Annotated in this window: 19 protein-coding genes; 1 reads left to right on the forward strand and 18 read right to left on the reverse strand. The window is 70.6% G+C overall.

From position 1 onward, the window contains the following. Nucleotide 1: 1 nt before the first annotated feature. From AC07AZ_RS10770 to AC07AZ_RS10840, 15 genes are all read right to left on the reverse strand, one after another. Nucleotides 2–997 (reverse strand): hypothetical protein, encoded by a 996-nt coding sequence (locus AC07AZ_RS10770; RefSeq protein ID WP_478846021.1) that lies wholly within the window; start codon nucleotides 995–997, stop codon nucleotides 2–4. A gap of 13 nt (nucleotides 998–1,010) precedes the next feature. Further along, a complete protein-coding gene (locus AC07AZ_RS10775; RefSeq protein WP_478846023.1) occupies nucleotides 1,011–1,889 on the reverse strand; it encodes a phage distal tail protein in 879 nt (292 codons plus the stop codon). Between the two features lie 2 nt (nucleotides 1,890–1,891). After that, a complete protein-coding gene (locus AC07AZ_RS10780) occupies nucleotides 1,892–4,132 on the reverse strand; it encodes a phage tail tape measure protein (protein ID WP_478846025.1) in 2,241 nt (746 codons plus the stop codon). Between the two features lie 258 nt (nucleotides 4,133–4,390). Continuing rightward, on the reverse strand, nucleotides 4,391–4,876 hold the full coding sequence (locus tag AC07AZ_RS10785; protein WP_478846027.1) for a hypothetical protein: 486 nt from the start codon (nucleotides 4,874–4,876) through the stop codon (nucleotides 4,391–4,393). Next, nucleotides 4,876–5,346 carry a phage tail tube protein gene (locus AC07AZ_RS10790; RefSeq protein ID WP_385992306.1) on the reverse strand — a complete coding sequence of 157 codons (471 nt, stop codon included), beginning with the start codon at nucleotides 5,344–5,346 and terminating at the stop codon, nucleotides 4,876–4,878. The genes AC07AZ_RS10785 and AC07AZ_RS10790 overlap by 1 nt, the downstream gene beginning before the upstream one ends. Nucleotides 5,347–5,359: 13 nt before the next feature. Then, nucleotides 5,360–5,776, reverse strand: coding sequence for a minor capsid protein (locus AC07AZ_RS10795; RefSeq protein WP_478846029.1), 417 nt, complete (start codon nucleotides 5,774–5,776; stop codon nucleotides 5,360–5,362). Further along, nucleotides 5,769–6,122, reverse strand: a complete 354-nt coding sequence (locus AC07AZ_RS10800) for a hypothetical protein (protein WP_478846031.1) — start codon at nucleotides 6,120–6,122, stop codon at nucleotides 5,769–5,771. The genes AC07AZ_RS10795 and AC07AZ_RS10800 overlap by 8 nt, the downstream gene beginning before the upstream one ends. After that, nucleotides 6,119–6,436, reverse strand: coding sequence for a hypothetical protein (locus AC07AZ_RS10805; RefSeq protein WP_478846033.1), 318 nt, complete (start codon nucleotides 6,434–6,436; stop codon nucleotides 6,119–6,121). Before AC07AZ_RS10805 ends, AC07AZ_RS10800 begins: the two co-directional genes overlap by 4 nt. After that, nucleotides 6,433–6,822: a hypothetical protein gene (locus tag AC07AZ_RS10810; RefSeq protein ID WP_388388248.1), complete on the reverse strand. Its 390-nt coding sequence runs from the start codon at nucleotides 6,820–6,822 to the stop codon at nucleotides 6,433–6,435. Before AC07AZ_RS10810 ends, AC07AZ_RS10805 begins: the two co-directional genes overlap by 4 nt. Before the next feature lie 4 nt (nucleotides 6,823–6,826). Beyond that, nucleotides 6,827–6,955 (reverse strand): hypothetical protein, encoded by a 129-nt coding sequence (locus tag AC07AZ_RS10815; RefSeq protein WP_478846035.1) that lies wholly within the window; start codon nucleotides 6,953–6,955, stop codon nucleotides 6,827–6,829. Nucleotides 6,956–6,972: 17 nt separating this feature from the next. Then, a complete protein-coding gene (locus tag AC07AZ_RS10820; RefSeq protein WP_478846037.1) occupies nucleotides 6,973–7,830 on the reverse strand; it encodes a phage major capsid protein in 858 nt (285 codons plus the stop codon). Between the two features lie 69 nt (nucleotides 7,831–7,899). Further along, nucleotides 7,900–8,640 carry a hypothetical protein gene (locus AC07AZ_RS10825; RefSeq protein WP_478846039.1) on the reverse strand — a complete coding sequence of 247 codons (741 nt, stop codon included), beginning with the start codon at nucleotides 8,638–8,640 and terminating at the stop codon, nucleotides 7,900–7,902. Between the two features lie 117 nt (nucleotides 8,641–8,757). Continuing rightward, nucleotides 8,758–8,937, reverse strand: a complete 180-nt coding sequence (locus AC07AZ_RS10830; RefSeq protein ID WP_478846041.1) for an Rmf/CrpP fold protein — start codon at nucleotides 8,935–8,937, stop codon at nucleotides 8,758–8,760. 2 nt (nucleotides 8,938–8,939) lie between these two features. After that, nucleotides 8,940–11,165: a phage minor capsid protein gene (locus AC07AZ_RS10835; RefSeq protein ID WP_478846043.1), complete on the reverse strand. Its 2,226-nt coding sequence runs from the start codon at nucleotides 11,163–11,165 to the stop codon at nucleotides 8,940–8,942. A gap of 37 nt (nucleotides 11,166–11,202) precedes the next feature. After that, nucleotides 11,203–12,711 carry a phage portal protein gene (locus AC07AZ_RS10840; protein ID WP_478846045.1) on the reverse strand — a complete coding sequence of 503 codons (1,509 nt, stop codon included), beginning with the start codon at nucleotides 12,709–12,711 and terminating at the stop codon, nucleotides 11,203–11,205. A gap of 125 nt (nucleotides 12,712–12,836) precedes the next feature. Here AC07AZ_RS10840 and AC07AZ_RS10845 point away from each other — a divergent pair, with 125 nt between their 5' ends. After that, nucleotides 12,837–12,998 carry a hypothetical protein gene (locus tag AC07AZ_RS10845; protein ID WP_478846047.1) on the forward strand — a complete coding sequence of 54 codons (162 nt, stop codon included), beginning with the start codon at nucleotides 12,837–12,839 and terminating at the stop codon, nucleotides 12,996–12,998. 27 nt (nucleotides 12,999–13,025) lie between these two features. Here AC07AZ_RS10845 and AC07AZ_RS10850 read toward each other — a convergent pair whose 3' ends face one another. The 3 genes from AC07AZ_RS10850 to AC07AZ_RS10860 all read right to left on the reverse strand — a co-directional run bounded on the left by AC07AZ_RS10850 (nucleotide 13,026) and on the right by AC07AZ_RS10860 (nucleotide 15,343). Next, nucleotides 13,026–14,318: a PBSX family phage terminase large subunit gene (locus AC07AZ_RS10850; protein ID WP_478846049.1), complete on the reverse strand. Its 1,293-nt coding sequence runs from the start codon at nucleotides 14,316–14,318 to the stop codon at nucleotides 13,026–13,028. 4 nt (nucleotides 14,319–14,322) lie between these two features. Next, on the reverse strand, nucleotides 14,323–14,853 hold the full coding sequence (locus tag AC07AZ_RS10855; RefSeq protein ID WP_478846051.1) for a helix-turn-helix domain-containing protein: 531 nt from the start codon (nucleotides 14,851–14,853) through the stop codon (nucleotides 14,323–14,325). 70 nt (nucleotides 14,854–14,923) lie between these two features. Further along, nucleotides 14,924–15,343, reverse strand: coding sequence for a hypothetical protein (locus AC07AZ_RS10860; RefSeq protein ID WP_478846053.1), 420 nt, complete (start codon nucleotides 15,341–15,343; stop codon nucleotides 14,924–14,926). Nucleotides 15,344–15,355: the final 12 nt, after the last annotated feature.

The raw sequence follows: 15,355 nt of genomic DNA on the forward strand, positions 1-15,355 counted from the left end.
GTCACGCAAGGAAGTAGGTCGCGGACGTGCGGATGTTGCGGTCGTTGCGCAGGGCGCCCCCGCCCGACCAGGTGCGCAGCGCAAGCACGCCGGCGGTGTTGAGACGGGCGGAACCCTCGCCGATACCGTCGGACACCGGTAGCTCGATATCGGCAGGCGGGCGCCATCCGGCCGGAACGGTGCCGATCGACTCGTCGGTGATGTTGCCCGCGGCCGGCACGTCGAGTTGGGCCCCCTTGCGGGTGATCTCCAGTGCGAAGAACGCCATGCCGTTACCGCGCCGCGCGGTGTACTGGTTGAGGGTGTAGCCGGATGCGACGGTGAACCCTGTTGTGGCCGACTCGACGGCGAGGGGCGGCCGGTAGGTCTGCCAGGCGCCCGCGGTGGCGTTCCAGCGCTCCAACACGCCGTTTACGTCGCGGTACTGGCCGTTGTAGGCGCCGGCGAAGTTGGTCCCGTACCCCTGGGGGATGATGCCGCCGTAACTGGTGGTGAAGCGGCGCCGGTCGGCGAGCGCGCTCGACCAGTTGACACCGCCCACGCCCGCGGAGGCGCCCGCGGGAATGGTCACGTCCCAAAGGCGCAGACAGGCCGCGGGCAGGGTCGGGGCGATCGGGGGCGAGGCCGGTGAACCGATGAACACCTCGATACGGGCGAGGTTCTGCCCGCTGGTATCGAACAGTTGGTCGTACACGCGCAGCGCAACCGTGTCGACGCGGCCGAACTGGGCGTTTCCGTCGGTGAAGGTGACGACCTCGGGCGCGTCGAGGGCGATCGGATAGGCGCCCTGGGCGTCGGTGCCCTGGACCAGGGCGCGGCCGACGCCGATCTGTAGGGACATCGCGCCCGCGCCCGCGGCGGCGAACGGGTTCCCGCCGGCGATCACGCCGTCGCGGGTGCGTATCTCCGACTCGGGCGCGAACGTTCCCGTGGGCGAGAGGCGGGTGTCTTCTCGGGTCTGCGTGAGGGGCAGCAGCCATGCGGAACGCACGGACACAGGCGGGTTCTCCTTACCAGTAGGCCGAGCGATAGCGCACGGTCGCCGTCGCGGTCGGCGAGCTGCCGGGCGCGGCGCGGAAGATGAGGGATGCGGTGCCGGGGGCGAGCGTGAACGTCTGCTCGGGCACTGAGCGCGAGGTCGCGGTGTAGATCCGCGAGGCGGTGCCGTTGAGGACGACCGTCCCGGCGAGGGTGTCGACGGTGAGCACGTCGCCGGCCGCGAGGGGAAGGTCGTACTCGATCACGTCGCCCGTGGTGAGGTTCGTCAAGGCGGGCAGGATCATCGGGCCCCGGAACTCGACGACCGGGTGTGTCTCGGCGTCGCCGGCATTCAACGTCGACAGGGCGCCCGTACTGCCCGGGGTACCGAACACCAGGGGCCACGCGAGCGGCCACGACAGGCCCGGTTCGGACATGGGCAGGGTTGCCGACACGCTGCGCTCGGTCAGTTCGTAGCGGCGCGGGTCGGTGGCTTGGAACTCCAGCGCTGCGCCCGTGATGGTGCCGAGCCGGTATCCGGGGCCGGCGGGGACGGCGCGGCGGGTGGCGCGGGCGTACGCGAGAAGGGGCCCGCGCTCGTCGAGCCACGCGACGAACGGGCGCTCGTCCTCGACTGGCACCGTGCCGGCGTTGAGGGCGGCGACGGTGGCGCCGATCGTCGCCCGCGGGGCCCGGACGACCATGTCGTCGAGAGTGATCGTGCGGGCCTGCGCGAGCAGCCGGCCCGGGAACGCGCCGTGCGCGTCCGCGCGCGCCACGGTCCCGGAGTCGAGGGCGGGAAGGTCTTCCCATCCGGTGATGGATCGCCACCGGTAGGGGGTGCCGTGGCCGAGCAGTAGGTCGCCGTACTGCACGTGCCCCGGCCGGGTGACCTGGTCTCCTGCCGCCACGGTCACCCCCTTGCCTTCGCGAGCCATGCGAGGGCCTTCGCGTTGTCGTCGGGGGTGCCGTTCTCGGCGGCGTGCCAGTGCTCGACATGGACCGTCGCGCCCGACGACCCGTACGGCGAGCCGTAGGCGCCGACGGTGGCGCCAGCGAACTGGGGGACGGCGGGCGGGGTGACCAGGTTGGACATGACGCGGTCGAGGGCGCCCTGTCCGGCCCGGATGCCCTTGACGACGCCCGCGGGAATCCAGCGGCCCACGCTGCGAGCCATGACGCGACTCGGGCTGTGAATGCCGAGTGCCTTTGCAATCGGGCCCGGAATCAGATCCTTTGCCCAACTGATCAGCGTGGATTTGAGCCAGGAACCCATGGACCTGATGCCGTTCCACAGGCCGCGCACGACGTCGGTTCCCTTGTCGTACAACAACTGTTTCAGGGACCCGATGCCGTCAGAGATCCGCTTCGGTAGTCCGCGGACCCATGCCACCATTTCGCCGGCCTTGTTGACCGTTGCGGTTTTGATGTTCTGCCAATGGCTGATGATCAGGCCGAGTAGAGTCCACTTGAGGAATGCGTTGTACAGCATTCCGGGAATGCCCTTGACCCAATTTACAACGGCGTTCCATCCTGCTATGGCGCCCGACTTGATGGTCGACCAATGCTTGATCAGTAGGCCAATGAGTGTGAAGTTCAGAAACGCGTTAACCGCGGCATCCTTGGCCCACACGATTTTATCGACGAACCAGTCCCAAAGGGCTAGTGTCCATTTCTTGACGTCATCCCAATAGGCGATGATCAGGACGACCAGGGCGGCTATCGCGAGGCCGACCCATCCGATCGGGCCCATGGCGACGATCCACGCTTGCGCCATCTGCGCGCCCGCAATGAGCGACTGAATGCCGAGCGCGGTAATCACTGGAATGACTACGGCGGCGATGACCGCGGCGAGGGCGGTAAAAACCCCTGAGTGCTCGCTCACGAATGAGAACAGCGAGGTAAGGACAGGCAGAACGGTGTTACCGATGAACTCGGTAAGCGTCTGCATGGCGCCCCGTTTGAACGCCTCGATCTTGACGCCGGCGTTGTCGCGCAGGCTGTCGCCCATCTTGCCTGCGGCGCCCCCGACCTGGCCCAACGTGTCTACGGCCTTGGACGGGTCCAGCGCGTACAGCGCTGCTTGCATGTCTTCGGACTTGGTCTTGAAAAGCGAGACGGCGAGGGCGTTGCGCTCGGCAGGGTCCTTGATCTGCCGCATAGAGTCAAAGATCTTGTCCAGTGCGGCCGATGCCTTCGGGCCACCCTCTGTAAAGGCGGCCTGCATTTCCTTGCCGTTCAGGCCGATGGACGCGAAAGCCTTGTCGACTTCCGGCCCGCCACCCTGCACGGTGAGCAGGAACTCTTTCAAGGAATCCGCGACGACGTCGGTATCCCTCGCGCCGGCCTTGAGACCCTGCGACATAAGGCCCGTGGCCGTAGTCGCGTCTAGTCCGATGTTCCGGAAAATCGTCGAATACTCGTTGAACGTATCCGCGATATCGTCGGCCCGCGGGCCCATGTTTTGCAGACCCTTGGTCAGTACGTCAAGGGCCTCCGTGCCGTTCTTCGCAAGTCCCGTTTTGAGCATCTGCCCGACCGCATTTGCGGTCTGGCCGAGATCCAGCTCGAAGGTTGACGCAAGGTCGCTGACCTTCGTTGCGATGCTCTGGATTTGCGCATTGGTCGCGTCCGGCGGTGCGATACCCGCGCGCATGGTCGCCGATATCGCGTCGGCCGCACCCTGGAAATCCTCGGTGACGGCGTCGGCGTACATGGCGCCGGCTATCTCGCCGTACTTCTTTGCCTCCGCCGGCGTCGCGCCGAGCTGGGCGCCGAGTTTGCCGGTGATCTGTCCCTGTTCGAGGGCCTGGCCAAAGCCAGTCATGAGCAGGGCGCCCGCGGCTACGCCGATACCGGCGAGGCCGATTTTCAGGCTCTCCGACATGCGTTCGCGGAGACTTCCGCCGGTCGCCTCGCCCACGTCTCCGCCGGCGGCGGCCACGTCTCGGCCGGCTCCGCGGACGGCGGTTGCGGCGGTGGTGGCGAGGCTGTCGCCGAGCGCGGTCCCGGCCTCGCGGCCGGCGCGGTCGGCGTCCGACGCGATGGTCGCCCCAGACGCGCGTACCTCCTGCTCGGCGCGGGAGAGTCCGGCGCCGACCCCCGACTCGTCAATCGTGATCGTGGCGAGCAGTTCGCCCACGGTCAACGCCACGGCCTCACCTCCTTGGGTGGTGCCGGCCGTGGTGCCGGGCGTGCGGGTGCTACTGGGCCGGTAGGCCCGTGATTCGGGCTATGTCCTCGGGGGAGTCGACGCGGCGCGGTGTGCGGCGCCATGCGCGCGCGAAACGCGAGTCAGGGGACAGGGCGCCGACCAGGGCGACGAACCGGCGGGTGGACATGGCGGCCAACTCCGCCGGCCGCACCTGGTGTTCGCGGGACAGGTCGCCCTCGATGGCGAGCCAATGGCGGATTACCGCTTGCCAGAACTCCGCCGCTTCCCGTTCTTCGGCTTCGCCCTGCCCGCCGCTCGGTTCGGCGCCGGGGCTTTTCCCGCGGCGCGGGTGCGCTCCTGCTCGTCGTGCAGCTCGGCGGCGCGCTGCATGGTCACGCTGCCGGGGGTGCGCACGTTGGCGGCCGAGTAGATCAGCACGATTCCGAACTGTCGGTCGGTCATGCCGTGCTCGGCCCACGTGTCGAGGGTGTCGCCCCCGAACAGCGTCCCCAGCATCTTGCGCACGTCGTTGGGGTCGTTGCTGTCCTGCACGCGCTCGGCCTGAAGCGTGAACATCAGGGGCAGGGAGTCGGGCAGTACGTAGCGGGTGCCGTACAGGGTGAACGACTCGCGGGGCCGGCTGGTGTCCTGCTCGGCGAAAAACGCGTCGAAGTCGGCGGGGTCGCCGGCGGCGGGCGCCTGCTCGTCGAGGTCGTCGTCGTACGCCGTGGTGTCGGTCGTCATCAGCCGGCCACCGCCGCACTCGTCGGGGCGCCACAGCGGGTGATCGTCGCCGACCAACTGGTCTTCTCGTTGGTGCCTCCGCCCTGCTCGCCGGGCGTGACGGTGGCCTCCCATACGACCCACTTGGTCTGTGTCTCGTGCCGCCACCGGACCATGTTCCGCGACTCGATGCCGAGACGCTGGGACCATTCGGCGTCGACGTACGCCTGTCCGGCGTCCTGGGCCTTGGTCGTCTTGTCGATGCGGAACTGACCTTCCAGTTCGAGGGTGGCGCCCCTCTGCATCACGTCCTGTTCGTAATGGCCTTCCGAGTCGAACGCCGTGGTGTCGGCCGTCTCCTCGTTCTCGCCGGGGTTGTGCGTGAACGTGGTCAGTCCGGCGATCGGAAGCCACGTTTCCTCGGTGGCGTTGGCGTCCTCGACCTGGAAAATCCAGCCGCGAGCGTCAATCGGCCTGCTGCTGCCTGCCATGGGGCGGGCCTCCTTACGGGGTGTCGGTGGGGCCGGACACGTCGAGGTCGAAATTCACGACGTGCTCGTGTCGGCCGGTGCTGTCGGTCCCCATCGGGGCCGGGGTGCCGCGGGCTGCGGCGAGGATCAGGTGAGTGCCGTCGGGTAGCTCGACGCCGGCGAGGCCGTGCAGCGCGCGGTACAGGGCCGTACAGCGGGCGCGGGAGACGCGGGGGTCGGCGGTGCCGCGGACGCGCACTTGTAGGCGGGGGGTGTCGGCGTCGTCGCGGGCCTGCGGCGGGGCGCCGTCGTACAGGGCGAGGGCGACGGCCTGGTCGGGGGCGGGCGGCATCGTCTCGACGAACGTGTCGCCGGCGAGGCCGCTCGGGTCGTAGGTGAGCAGGTCGCGCCCGTGCAGATACCGGGCGAGGCCGTCGAGCAGGTCAGCCACGGAGCGACCTCCGCACCTGCGCGGCGATGATCTCCTCAACCGTGCTGGCCTCTTCCTGCAAGGGGCCTTCGAGGTACTTCGCGCTGCGGCCGTTGTCGTGCCGAAGGGTCATGTCCTCGTGCTGGCGGACGGCGTACGGCTGGTCAAAGCTGACGCCGGCCGTCAGGGACGTCTCGTCGACGGACGCGACGCCGGATCGTTCGAGGGTGCCCTCTTCGATCGGGACGCGGGCGCGGGCGCGTTCGAGCACGTGCTCGGCGGCGAGCCGTAGGCCGCGGATCGCTCCCTGTCGGGTGCCGCGTACGGCGGCGGCGCTGTTCCATGTGAGGCGGGCGCGGGCGGTCACTCGCAACTCACCTCCGTACAGGCCGGTACCGGTAGGCCCGGTGCGCTGTGGCCGGCCGTGGTGATCGCCGTGGTGGTGCGTCCGCCGGGCAGGGTGAGCCGTGACCCGGGCGGGCAGATCAGGTCCGGCGCGGTGATCACGGTGGTCGTGCTGAGCACGTCGCGGCCGTCGGCGGCGCGCTGCATGCGGTTGGCGGCGGCGACCAGGGCGGGCACGTCGGTGACGGGCGGGCCGTACTGCGGGCCGTACGCGCCGTCGCCGAGATACGGCTCGACGGTGACCCGGTGGCGGAGCAGGTAGGCGGGGACCCTCACCAGATCACCCCCGGGAGCAGGCCGGCGCGGCGTAGCGCGCGCTGCGCGCGGGGGGCGAGGTCGAGGTCGCCGACGGCGGCCGGGGCGTCGCGGCGGTCGCCGAGCGACACGGGGCCGATAGAGACGCTGCCCCATCGGCCGGCCGCTCCGGTGCCGTCGTCGCCGGTGGCGAGCTGGTACTCGACCTGTGCGCACGTGGCGTCGGCGAGGGCCAGGACGACGGCCGGGTCGGTCGGCATCCCGGCCGCGTCCGTGGCGTACGCGGCGCACAACAGGGCGTCCTCGACGTCCTCGGAGGCGCGGGCGAGCAGGCGCTCGGCGCCGTCCGGTGCTGGCTGCCCGGTCCACGCGCTCAATTGCTCGGGCGTCGCGTAGATCCGGGGCACGGTGTTACTCCTCCTTCTTCTTGGTCTGGGAACGCGAACGCCCCGCGGGCTTGTCTGCCTGCGGGGCGTCGGGCTCGGTCTGGGTGCCGTCCGGCTCGTCGTCCGGCGGCTTGTGGTAGCGGCGCAGCATCACGGCGGCGCCCTCCTTCCTTACGTGTTGGCGAGGGTGCCGACGCATACGCCCTTGTCGTCGAGGCGCTTGACGGCGTAGTGCAGGGTCGTGGTCACGACGGTGGAGCGCGCGAGGATGTCGCGGTCGGACTCGACCAGCGGCCGGCGCTTGTAGAGCAGGCCGAGCGCGCCCCGCTTCATGAGCAGGAACTTTCCGGCGGTGACGCGGTTCGTCAGGAAAACGGACACGCCACCGATGCGGCCGATGCTGCCGGACACGGCGGCGGACGGGCCGTTGCCGAGCTTGGCGGCGTCGACGAACTGCTGATCGGCGAGGGCGTCGGCGTACTGCGCGCTGTTGAGGTACAGGCCGGCGAAGTCGTCCGGCTCCCACTCGTCGCCGAATGCGGCGATCGTGGGGACCATGGCGCCGAGCCAAGAGAACTTGGTGACGCCGGCCGCGGCGGTGAACTTGAGCGGGTTGGCTCCGCCGAGCGCGGTCTCGTCGGCCTGCGCCTGGGTGATCAGGTCGGCGTCGACCTTGCGCGCGGCCAGTACGCCGAACTGCCGGCGGGCCTCGGCCTCCGGGTCGCCGAGACTGACAAGCTTGGCCTTGTCGGTGATCTCGACGGCCTTACCGACCTCCTTGATCACGGCCTTGGCCGAGCTGGTCGACATGGCCACGGGGGTCATGGGGGTGGACTCGGTGAGTTCGTCGAGGTCGCCGAGTGCGCCCCACTTGGGAAACTCGATCTCCTCGCCGGGGGCGCCTTCAAGGGTGTTGTCCTCGACGACGGCGGCCGATCCGCCGACGCGGACCTTCCCGACGAATGCGGCCTGCGCCATGTCGCCCCAGACCTCGGGGACGATCATCGCTGCGCTGGTGGTCTTGGCCATGGGGTTGTTGCTCGCTTTCTCCGGCGCGGTCGCCGGGCGTTGGGGGGCCCGGCGCGGTCGCCGGGCGGGTTAGGAACCGGCGAGGCGCCGGTACGTCTCGGGGTCGGACTGGTGGAGGTCGACGCGCTCGGCGTAGGACATGGCGGCGAACTGCTCGGCGGTGACGGCTCCGGGGCCCGAGGTGCCGAAGTCGGCGCCACCCTTCGGCGCGGTCTGCGGGACCGCGGCGAGGTGCTGGTGAGTGGCGAGCACACCCTCGATTGCCTGCTTCACCGCGGCGCCGTCGGCCGGGTTGATGACGGCGAGCGCGCGCATGGCGGCCTGCGAGTCGAGCAGGCGGGAGACGTCGGCGCCCGCGGACGGGGCGGCGGCGATCACGGCCGTCTGCAAAGCGAGCTGCTGCGCTGCGCCCTGTCCGTCGGTCACGACCCGCTGTGCCCACTGCGGAAGTCGGGCGACGTCGCCCTCGACCGGCGGCGCCGGCTGCTGCGGGACGGGCGCGGGCGGGGTCTGCGGCGCGGCTGGCTGCTGGGGCTGGGCGGCCTGGGCGCGCGTGCGGTAGTCCGCGGCTTCGGCGCGGGTGTCCCGGATGAGCTTCTGCGCCCAATCGGGCAGAGAGGCGACGTCCTGCGGCTCGCCCCCCGGCGCGGCCGGGGTCTGCGGGGCGACTTGCTGCGGTGCCTGCGGGCCTGTCTGGGGCGCCTGGGGCTGCTGCGGGGCCTGCGGCTGCTGGGGCGTCTGCGGTGCGCCCTGTGGGGCGTTCTGCGGGGCCTGGCCGGTGGTCGTGGTGGTCTGGGTCGGGGTCGACACGGGGTCCTCCTGGGACGGTGTCCGGGGCCGTCGCGCCTGGCGTCCGGCCGGATGGGGGCAAACGAAAAGGGGGCCCGCTCCTGGCGGGCCCCCTCCGGGGTGATGCTCGGTGTTCGGTTAGTCGGCGACGTCCTGGTCGACCGCGTCGGCGACGGGCCGAGCGCGGGCGTATCCGCGTATCCACGAGGTCCGCAGGATCGACGTTCCGGGGTATGGGCACGCGGTCGGTGGGTCGCCCTGCTCGCCGGCCGTACGGCCTTCCCGCGTGGCTTTGACGACGTCCTCGCGCGCGCCCATGGTCACCTCTTGTTCTGCTGGTCGGACTCGTTGTGTCGGGCGCCCTCGGCCCATCGCTGGGATTTGCCGGTCACTTGCTCGATGAACTCGGCCTGTGTGAGGCGCCCGTGCGTCTGCCACCACTCTTTCAGCTCGTCCGACGCGCGGGCGTACGCGATACGGGCCGGCCCGCTGAACAGCGTTGCCGGGTTGTGGCCGGCGGCCTGCGCCTTCTTGTTGAGCAGGTAGCCGTTACAGGCGTCCTCGGCGGCGAGGTACTGCCGATACACGTACTCGTCGTACAGGGCGCGGGCCTCGCGGCGGGTGATCTTGTGCCGCTCGTCCTGGTCCTCGCCGTCGTCCCGGTACAGGCGGGCGGCGGCCCGTTTCAAGTCGTCCCAGAATCCTGCGTCGGCGGCCGGCGGCGGGGTGTCGTCGAGGGCGCCCCATGCGTCCGGGTCCGGGGTGCGCTCGCCCATGGTCTCGGCGAGGGCGTCGCGGTCGGCGAGCAGGTCGTCGACGGCGCTCCCGGTCGCGGCCGGCGGCGGTAGCTCGATGCGGTCGCGGCGGTCCATCTCGCCGGCGATGCGCAACAGTTCGCGCTCGTCGGCGTACTGCATGGCCCATGCGAGGTCGTCGTCGCCGGCGGCGGCGAGGTCGTCGAGCAGGCGACCGCTGGGGAACAGGCGGCCGAGCAGGTCGCGGCGCGCGGCCTCCGCGGCGATTGCTGCGCCCTCCGGTCCGTCGCCGGCGGCGCGGTAGCGTGCGGCGAGCTGTTCGTCGGACAGGCCGACCAGGTCGGGCCGGACGTCGGGGAGGCGGCCGGCGCGGTCGCGTCGGTCGGTCTCCGCCATGATCCGCACGCGGTCGCGGTCGTCGACGTGGGACCACACGCGGGCGAGGTCGTCGTCGGACAGGCCGAGCAGGTCGTCGAGCAAGCGTCCGCGGGGGGCGGCGCGGCCGAGCAGGGCCTCGGTGTCGCGGCGGTCGGCCTCGGCCTCGATCCGGCGGCGGGCGCGGTCGTCGAGCGGCGTGCGCAGTGCGGCGGCGAGCTGGTCGTCGTCCATCTCGCGCAACGTGCGATCGTCGCCGGACCACACGCGGGCGCGCTCGACCTGGTCGGGCGCGGGCGGGCGGGGCGAGGCGGGAAGGTTGCCCGCTCCCTCCTGCTCGCGGTGCCTGAGTCGGCGCAAGTCGGGGTGGTCGGCGAGGTGTTGGCGCATGTTGCCCTGCCACGCCCGCACCTTGGCGGCGGCGGCGCGCTTCTCGGCTGGGGTGGTGGCGACGGCCTCGCGGCGCTTCCACTTGCGTATGTTCCGCTCGATGGCGCGCTGTCGCTGTCCGGCCTCGTACCCGTCCGGGTCCGGCTCGGCGTCCTCCACCGTGGTCAGTCCCGGGGTGTACGCGGACACGCTGTGTCGGCAATTGGGGTGCTGCAACCCCTGCGCTCGGGCTTCGTCGAGGCTTCCGGCGACGCGCACGGGGATCATGCGGCCGTCGTCGGTGGCGTGCTCGACCTCGACCGTGCGCGCCCCCGACGGGCCTCCGATGGTGAGTACCTGGCGCTCCCACGGACGGCACAGGGGGCACTCGCGCGGGGAGTTGGAGACGACGACCAGGTCGACGCCGTGCTCGGCGAGTGTGCGCATGTGGGCTTCCGTCGCGGCCCGCGCGGTCGCCGTCCGTACGGCCATCTCGGCGTACGACGGGAGCGACCAGCGGCGGCCGGCCTTGTCGACGAACGCCCGGATACCGGCGTCGGCGAACTGCCGCAGTGCGTCTTGCACGGCCTGTCGGCGGGTGCCGGTGCCGAGCAGGGGCGTTGCGGCGACGCGGGAGACGACGGCCCGGAAGGTGTCGACGACGGCCCGAAGGATGCCGCGGTGCGTCGCGGTGACGACGTCGACGGCTTCCTGTGCGAGGCGGTCGACGGCCTGCGCCTGGGGCAAGCGGTCGTCGACCAGGCGGCGGGCGTCGTCGGACAGGGCGCCGAGTTCGGCGACCGCGGCGCGGTGCCCGATGTTGTACGCCTCGGCGACCGCGTCGAACACGTCGAGGGCGGTCGCCTTGGCCAACTCGTCGACGACGGCCTGTGCGCTGCGGCGCACCTGCTGCACGGCGGCGAGCTTGGCCTCGACCCACCCGGGCGCTTCCAGGCCGGCGGCGAGCTGGCGGGCGATGATGCCCAACAGCCGCTCCTCGGCGCCGGCGTACAGGTCGCGCGTCGTCGAGGCCAGATCCTCGACCATGCCCGGGTGAATCGGCACGGCTCACCCCCCGGTGGTGCTACGCGGCGAGGGGGTACGTTCCGCCGGGGTCGGCCATGTCCGCGGCGCCGGTCTCGCGCAGGATCGCGGCGACCTCGGCGTCGACCTGGTCGTCTTCCCACTCGGGGTGTAGCCATCGGACCTTGGTCGCGGTCGAGACGGCCCCGGCGCGCTGGAGTAGTTCGAGCGTGGTCGCGGTGTTCTGCTCGGACTCGGCGACGCCGTCGCCGAACACGACGCGCGGGCGTTCGGGCGTGATGCGCTGCCCGAAGTGCACGGCGTCGAGCTGCAACTGAACGTGCAGGCTGTGCGCGAGGGGGTTGCGCCAATACCCGGTCTTCTTCTTCCGGGTCACCATGGATCGGGCGTCGCGGCTGTCGACCTCGGTCGCGGTGATCGGCTCGCCTCCGCCGTCGAGGCCGAACGACTGCGCGCTGTACCCGGCGGACTGGGCGGCCTGCCGCATGAGTGCTTCGGCGCTGCGCTGGTGCTCCTCGACCCTGATTTCGAACTGGTTCAGGGTGATGCCGTTGCCCTCGGTGGGCGGCATGCGCAGCGAGTGCCAGACCTCGCGGTCGTCGTCGAACCCTGCGCCCATGCCGGGGCCGTAGTCCCGGAGGTAACCGTCAGGGACGATCAGCCGCGCGCGGGCGAGGCGGATGTCGCGCATCCATGACGTCCACACGTCGTCAAGCGAGACGAACAGGTCGCGGATGCCTTGGAAGTCGCTACGCCCGATGGGGCTCGAACGGTGCAGTCGGTTGGGTCCGATGTTCGGCACGTAGCTGATCGTCAGATCGCGGATGCCCGTTGCGACGCTGACCCCGTCCTCGCCGAGACTGGCGACCAGGTCGGCCGTTTCGGGGTGCTCGGACAGGGGGACGGCCCGCCCGATGTTGTCGGGGGTGCCCACGTACAGGCCGTGCAGGATGCGCCCGACCTCGTGCCGCTCGACGTGGCGCAGGATCGTCGACGCGGTCGAGCCGGGGAGATCCCGCCACAGGGTTGCGGCGCGCAGCATGCCCCATCGGAACTCGGGGGCGACGTTGTCGGGCTGCACGACGGACAGGATCGGACGGTCGACTAGGTCGCGGTCCCACGTGGAACGCAGGTAGACGCCGGACAGGGCCGAACCCTGCTCGGCGCCCCCGTGCAAGATCTGCTGCAACTGGCCTTCGTCGACCAGGGCGTCGAGGCGTTCCTGTGTGGTGCGGTCCGCGACCTTGATCGTCGGCATGTCGCCGAACAGCAGGTCGGCGGACGTCGCGGCGATATCGGACGGCAACGGCACGTGCAGCCGGTGCCGCGGCCGGCGCGGCTGTTCGCGGCGCCTGTTCCACGGGCCCCGGCGGTTCGGCGCGGTGTGCTCCTCCTCGCCGCACTCGCGGGCGATGCGGCGGCGGTCTCCGGAGTACCAGGCGTCATCGGTGCGCATCTCGGCGTAGTACGGGGCCCACTGCGGCGGCGGCCACGCTGCGCCGTTCTCGGGCAGTGCCATGGGGTTCACCTCCTCGGCTGTGACAAACATGACTTCAACTCCGTTGTTGAGTCGGGGAGTTGGCTGCCGCGCTACGATGAGCGTTCGGAAAGGAGAAGAAACACAATTAGTTAGGAATAATTGTGTTGAATTCTCCGAACCACCGTGTTTGCACCGTGGCCATCCTGGCGCTGGTCAGCGTCGTTTTCGGCCTTGTTGCCGGGATTGGTTGGGCGCTGCTCGGTGGTGAACAGCTGGCTGCCTTGACGGCGGGAGGCGCAGTGTTCGCCAGTTGCTTCGGCCTCTGCATGAGCGCTGTCGCCTACGTCAATAGGTAGGACAGTTAGCACCAGGGAGGGGCGACCTTACGGGGTCGCCCCTCCACCCGTCTGTTGGGCGGTGAGTAGGGGACGCCACTCGTGCGCCGTGGAGTGCACGACGTAACGCAACGCGTCGACGGAATGGTCGTCGACCTTCAACGGGGCGTCCTCGCCGCGCTCGCTCGCCTTGGGGTCCCATGAGTAACCGGGCAACTCGCCGAGCAGGCCGTCGCACGACCGGTGCACGAACAGCAGATCGGCGGCGAACAGGGCGGCCACGGACCGGATGCCGTCGGCGACGGTGTTGTCGGCGCGCGCTACGCCCTGGTGGTCGTCGTGCCAAAGCTGAGTTGAGAACGACTTTGCGCTCGGGTCAACGAACGTCCACTCGGGCGTGACGCCCTTGCCGGTGCCGGGCGGCGCGTCGGGCGGCCGGTAGTCGGCGAGCCACTTGCGGACGGCGGCGCTGTACTGGGCGTCGGTCATGGACCGGTGCGCGCTGCGGGAGTCGAATCGCCACTCGGCCACGGCGTACAGGCGGTCGTCGTCGCCCATGCCGAGCAGGACGGCCGAGAACGGGTTCGTCGTGCCGTAGTCGATGCCCAACCAGTGGCGGCGCATCGTGGGCAGGGTGTCGACGACGTGCCGGTCTTCGTCCCACTCGCTGTAGATGGCGCCCTCGGCGACGACCCATGCGCCCTCGATCATGCGCTTACGCCATAGGCCGGTGTACTCGGCGGCGAGCGATGCAACGTACTGGGCGGACAGGGACGGATTGTCGGCGAGCTTGAAATGCCACGCCCGCATGTCCAACTCGGCGATGCGGTCGAGGTATCCGACCTTGAGCCAGTGCCGCGGGCTGTCGGGGTTGGTCGTGGCGTACAGGCGGGCGCCCGGGACGCTGAGCCTGGCGAGTAGCTGGGTCCAAAACGCCTCGGGCAACAGGGTTGCCTCGTCGACGTAGGCGAGCTGGGCGGTAAGGCCACGTAGCCGGCCCTCGGCGCGGGCGTCCGCGGCGCCGATCAGGTGGACGGTGCGCCCCAGGATCGTTGCCGTGGTCGCCCCGCGGGTGTGCACGACGTGCCGGGCGAGGGGGCCGAACAACGCGCGGTCCTGTAGGGGCTCCAACACGTTGCGCTCGATCGTCTGCAACGACCGACCGACCACGATGATCAGGCCGGACGGTCCGGCCGTGGCGACGGCGATCACGAACGCCAGTAGCGACGCGATGGTCTTCCCGGACCGGACGGACCCGTGCCACAGGTTGATACGGGCGGTCGCCTGCCCGATGCTGCGGAGCTGCTTACGGGACAGGGGCAACCGGTCGAGGTCGAGCACAGGCTCACCCCCCGGCGGCGCCCCCGTCGTCGTGGGCCTGGTCGTCGTTGGCGGCCTGCGTCAGTGCCTCGCCGAGCACTCCGAGCATCGAACGCACCTGCTCGGCGTTCTCTCCACCCTCGGCTGGGGCGAGGCGTAGCGAGGTGCCGACGGCGGTCTGTACCGACCCGATGATCTGGCGTTGGTCGACGAATCGCGGCTGGTCGAGGTTGACGTGTTGCCAGTGCCCCTCTTTGCCGGCGAACTCGCCGTGTACGGCCGGCTGCCAGAGCTGCACGCGTAGGCGCTCGGCGTCGTCCTGGAGGGCGAGGGCGAGGGCGGCGCGGCGCGCGGCGAGGTCGGCGGTACGGACGGCTGTCGCGGCGGCCACCTCGGCGGCGCGGTCGAACGACAACGGCGGCTCACACGCGGCGGCGATCTTCGAAACGGTCGACGGGCTGCGCCGGATCTCGCGGGCGATGTCGTTGCGGGACTTGCCTGCGGCGTGCAGCTCGCGCACGCGGCGGCGGTCGTTGTCGTCGATGGGGCGTCCCACGGGCGGCCACCTCCCGCGGGCATGCCAACGGCCCGACACATGGGGGTGTGCCGGGCCGTCGAGGGTTCGTTCAGGCGGTCTTACAGAACGTCGTCAACGCGGCGTTGATCTGCTTCGCTTCGGCGTCGCTCACCTCGTGCGAGCTGGTGCCGAATCGCTGCTGTGCGGACCAATCGAGCTTGGCGGCTTTGCCGTTGATGGCAGAGCACTGGTTACGGCTGTTGTCGATTGCGTCGTCTTCGTCCGTGACCAGGGCGGGGCTGATCTTGCGCAGTGCGGCGAGTAGGTCGGTGCGCGCCTGTCCGGTCGGCTTCGCCGGAATGCCGGCGTTGTGCAGAGCGGCGGCGGCGTCGCTGGCGCTCACGGATTCGGGCGCGGCCGGCGGCGTCGACTTCTTCGCCGTGGCGTCGTCATCGCTGCTGCTGCATGCGGTGAGCGCTGCAAGGGTGGCGACGGCGGAGAGTGTTAAGGCAATGGCGCGGTGCTTCACGGGTTGTCCCCC

Source organism: Streptomyces sp. NPDC043878 (genome assembly GCF_056435735.1).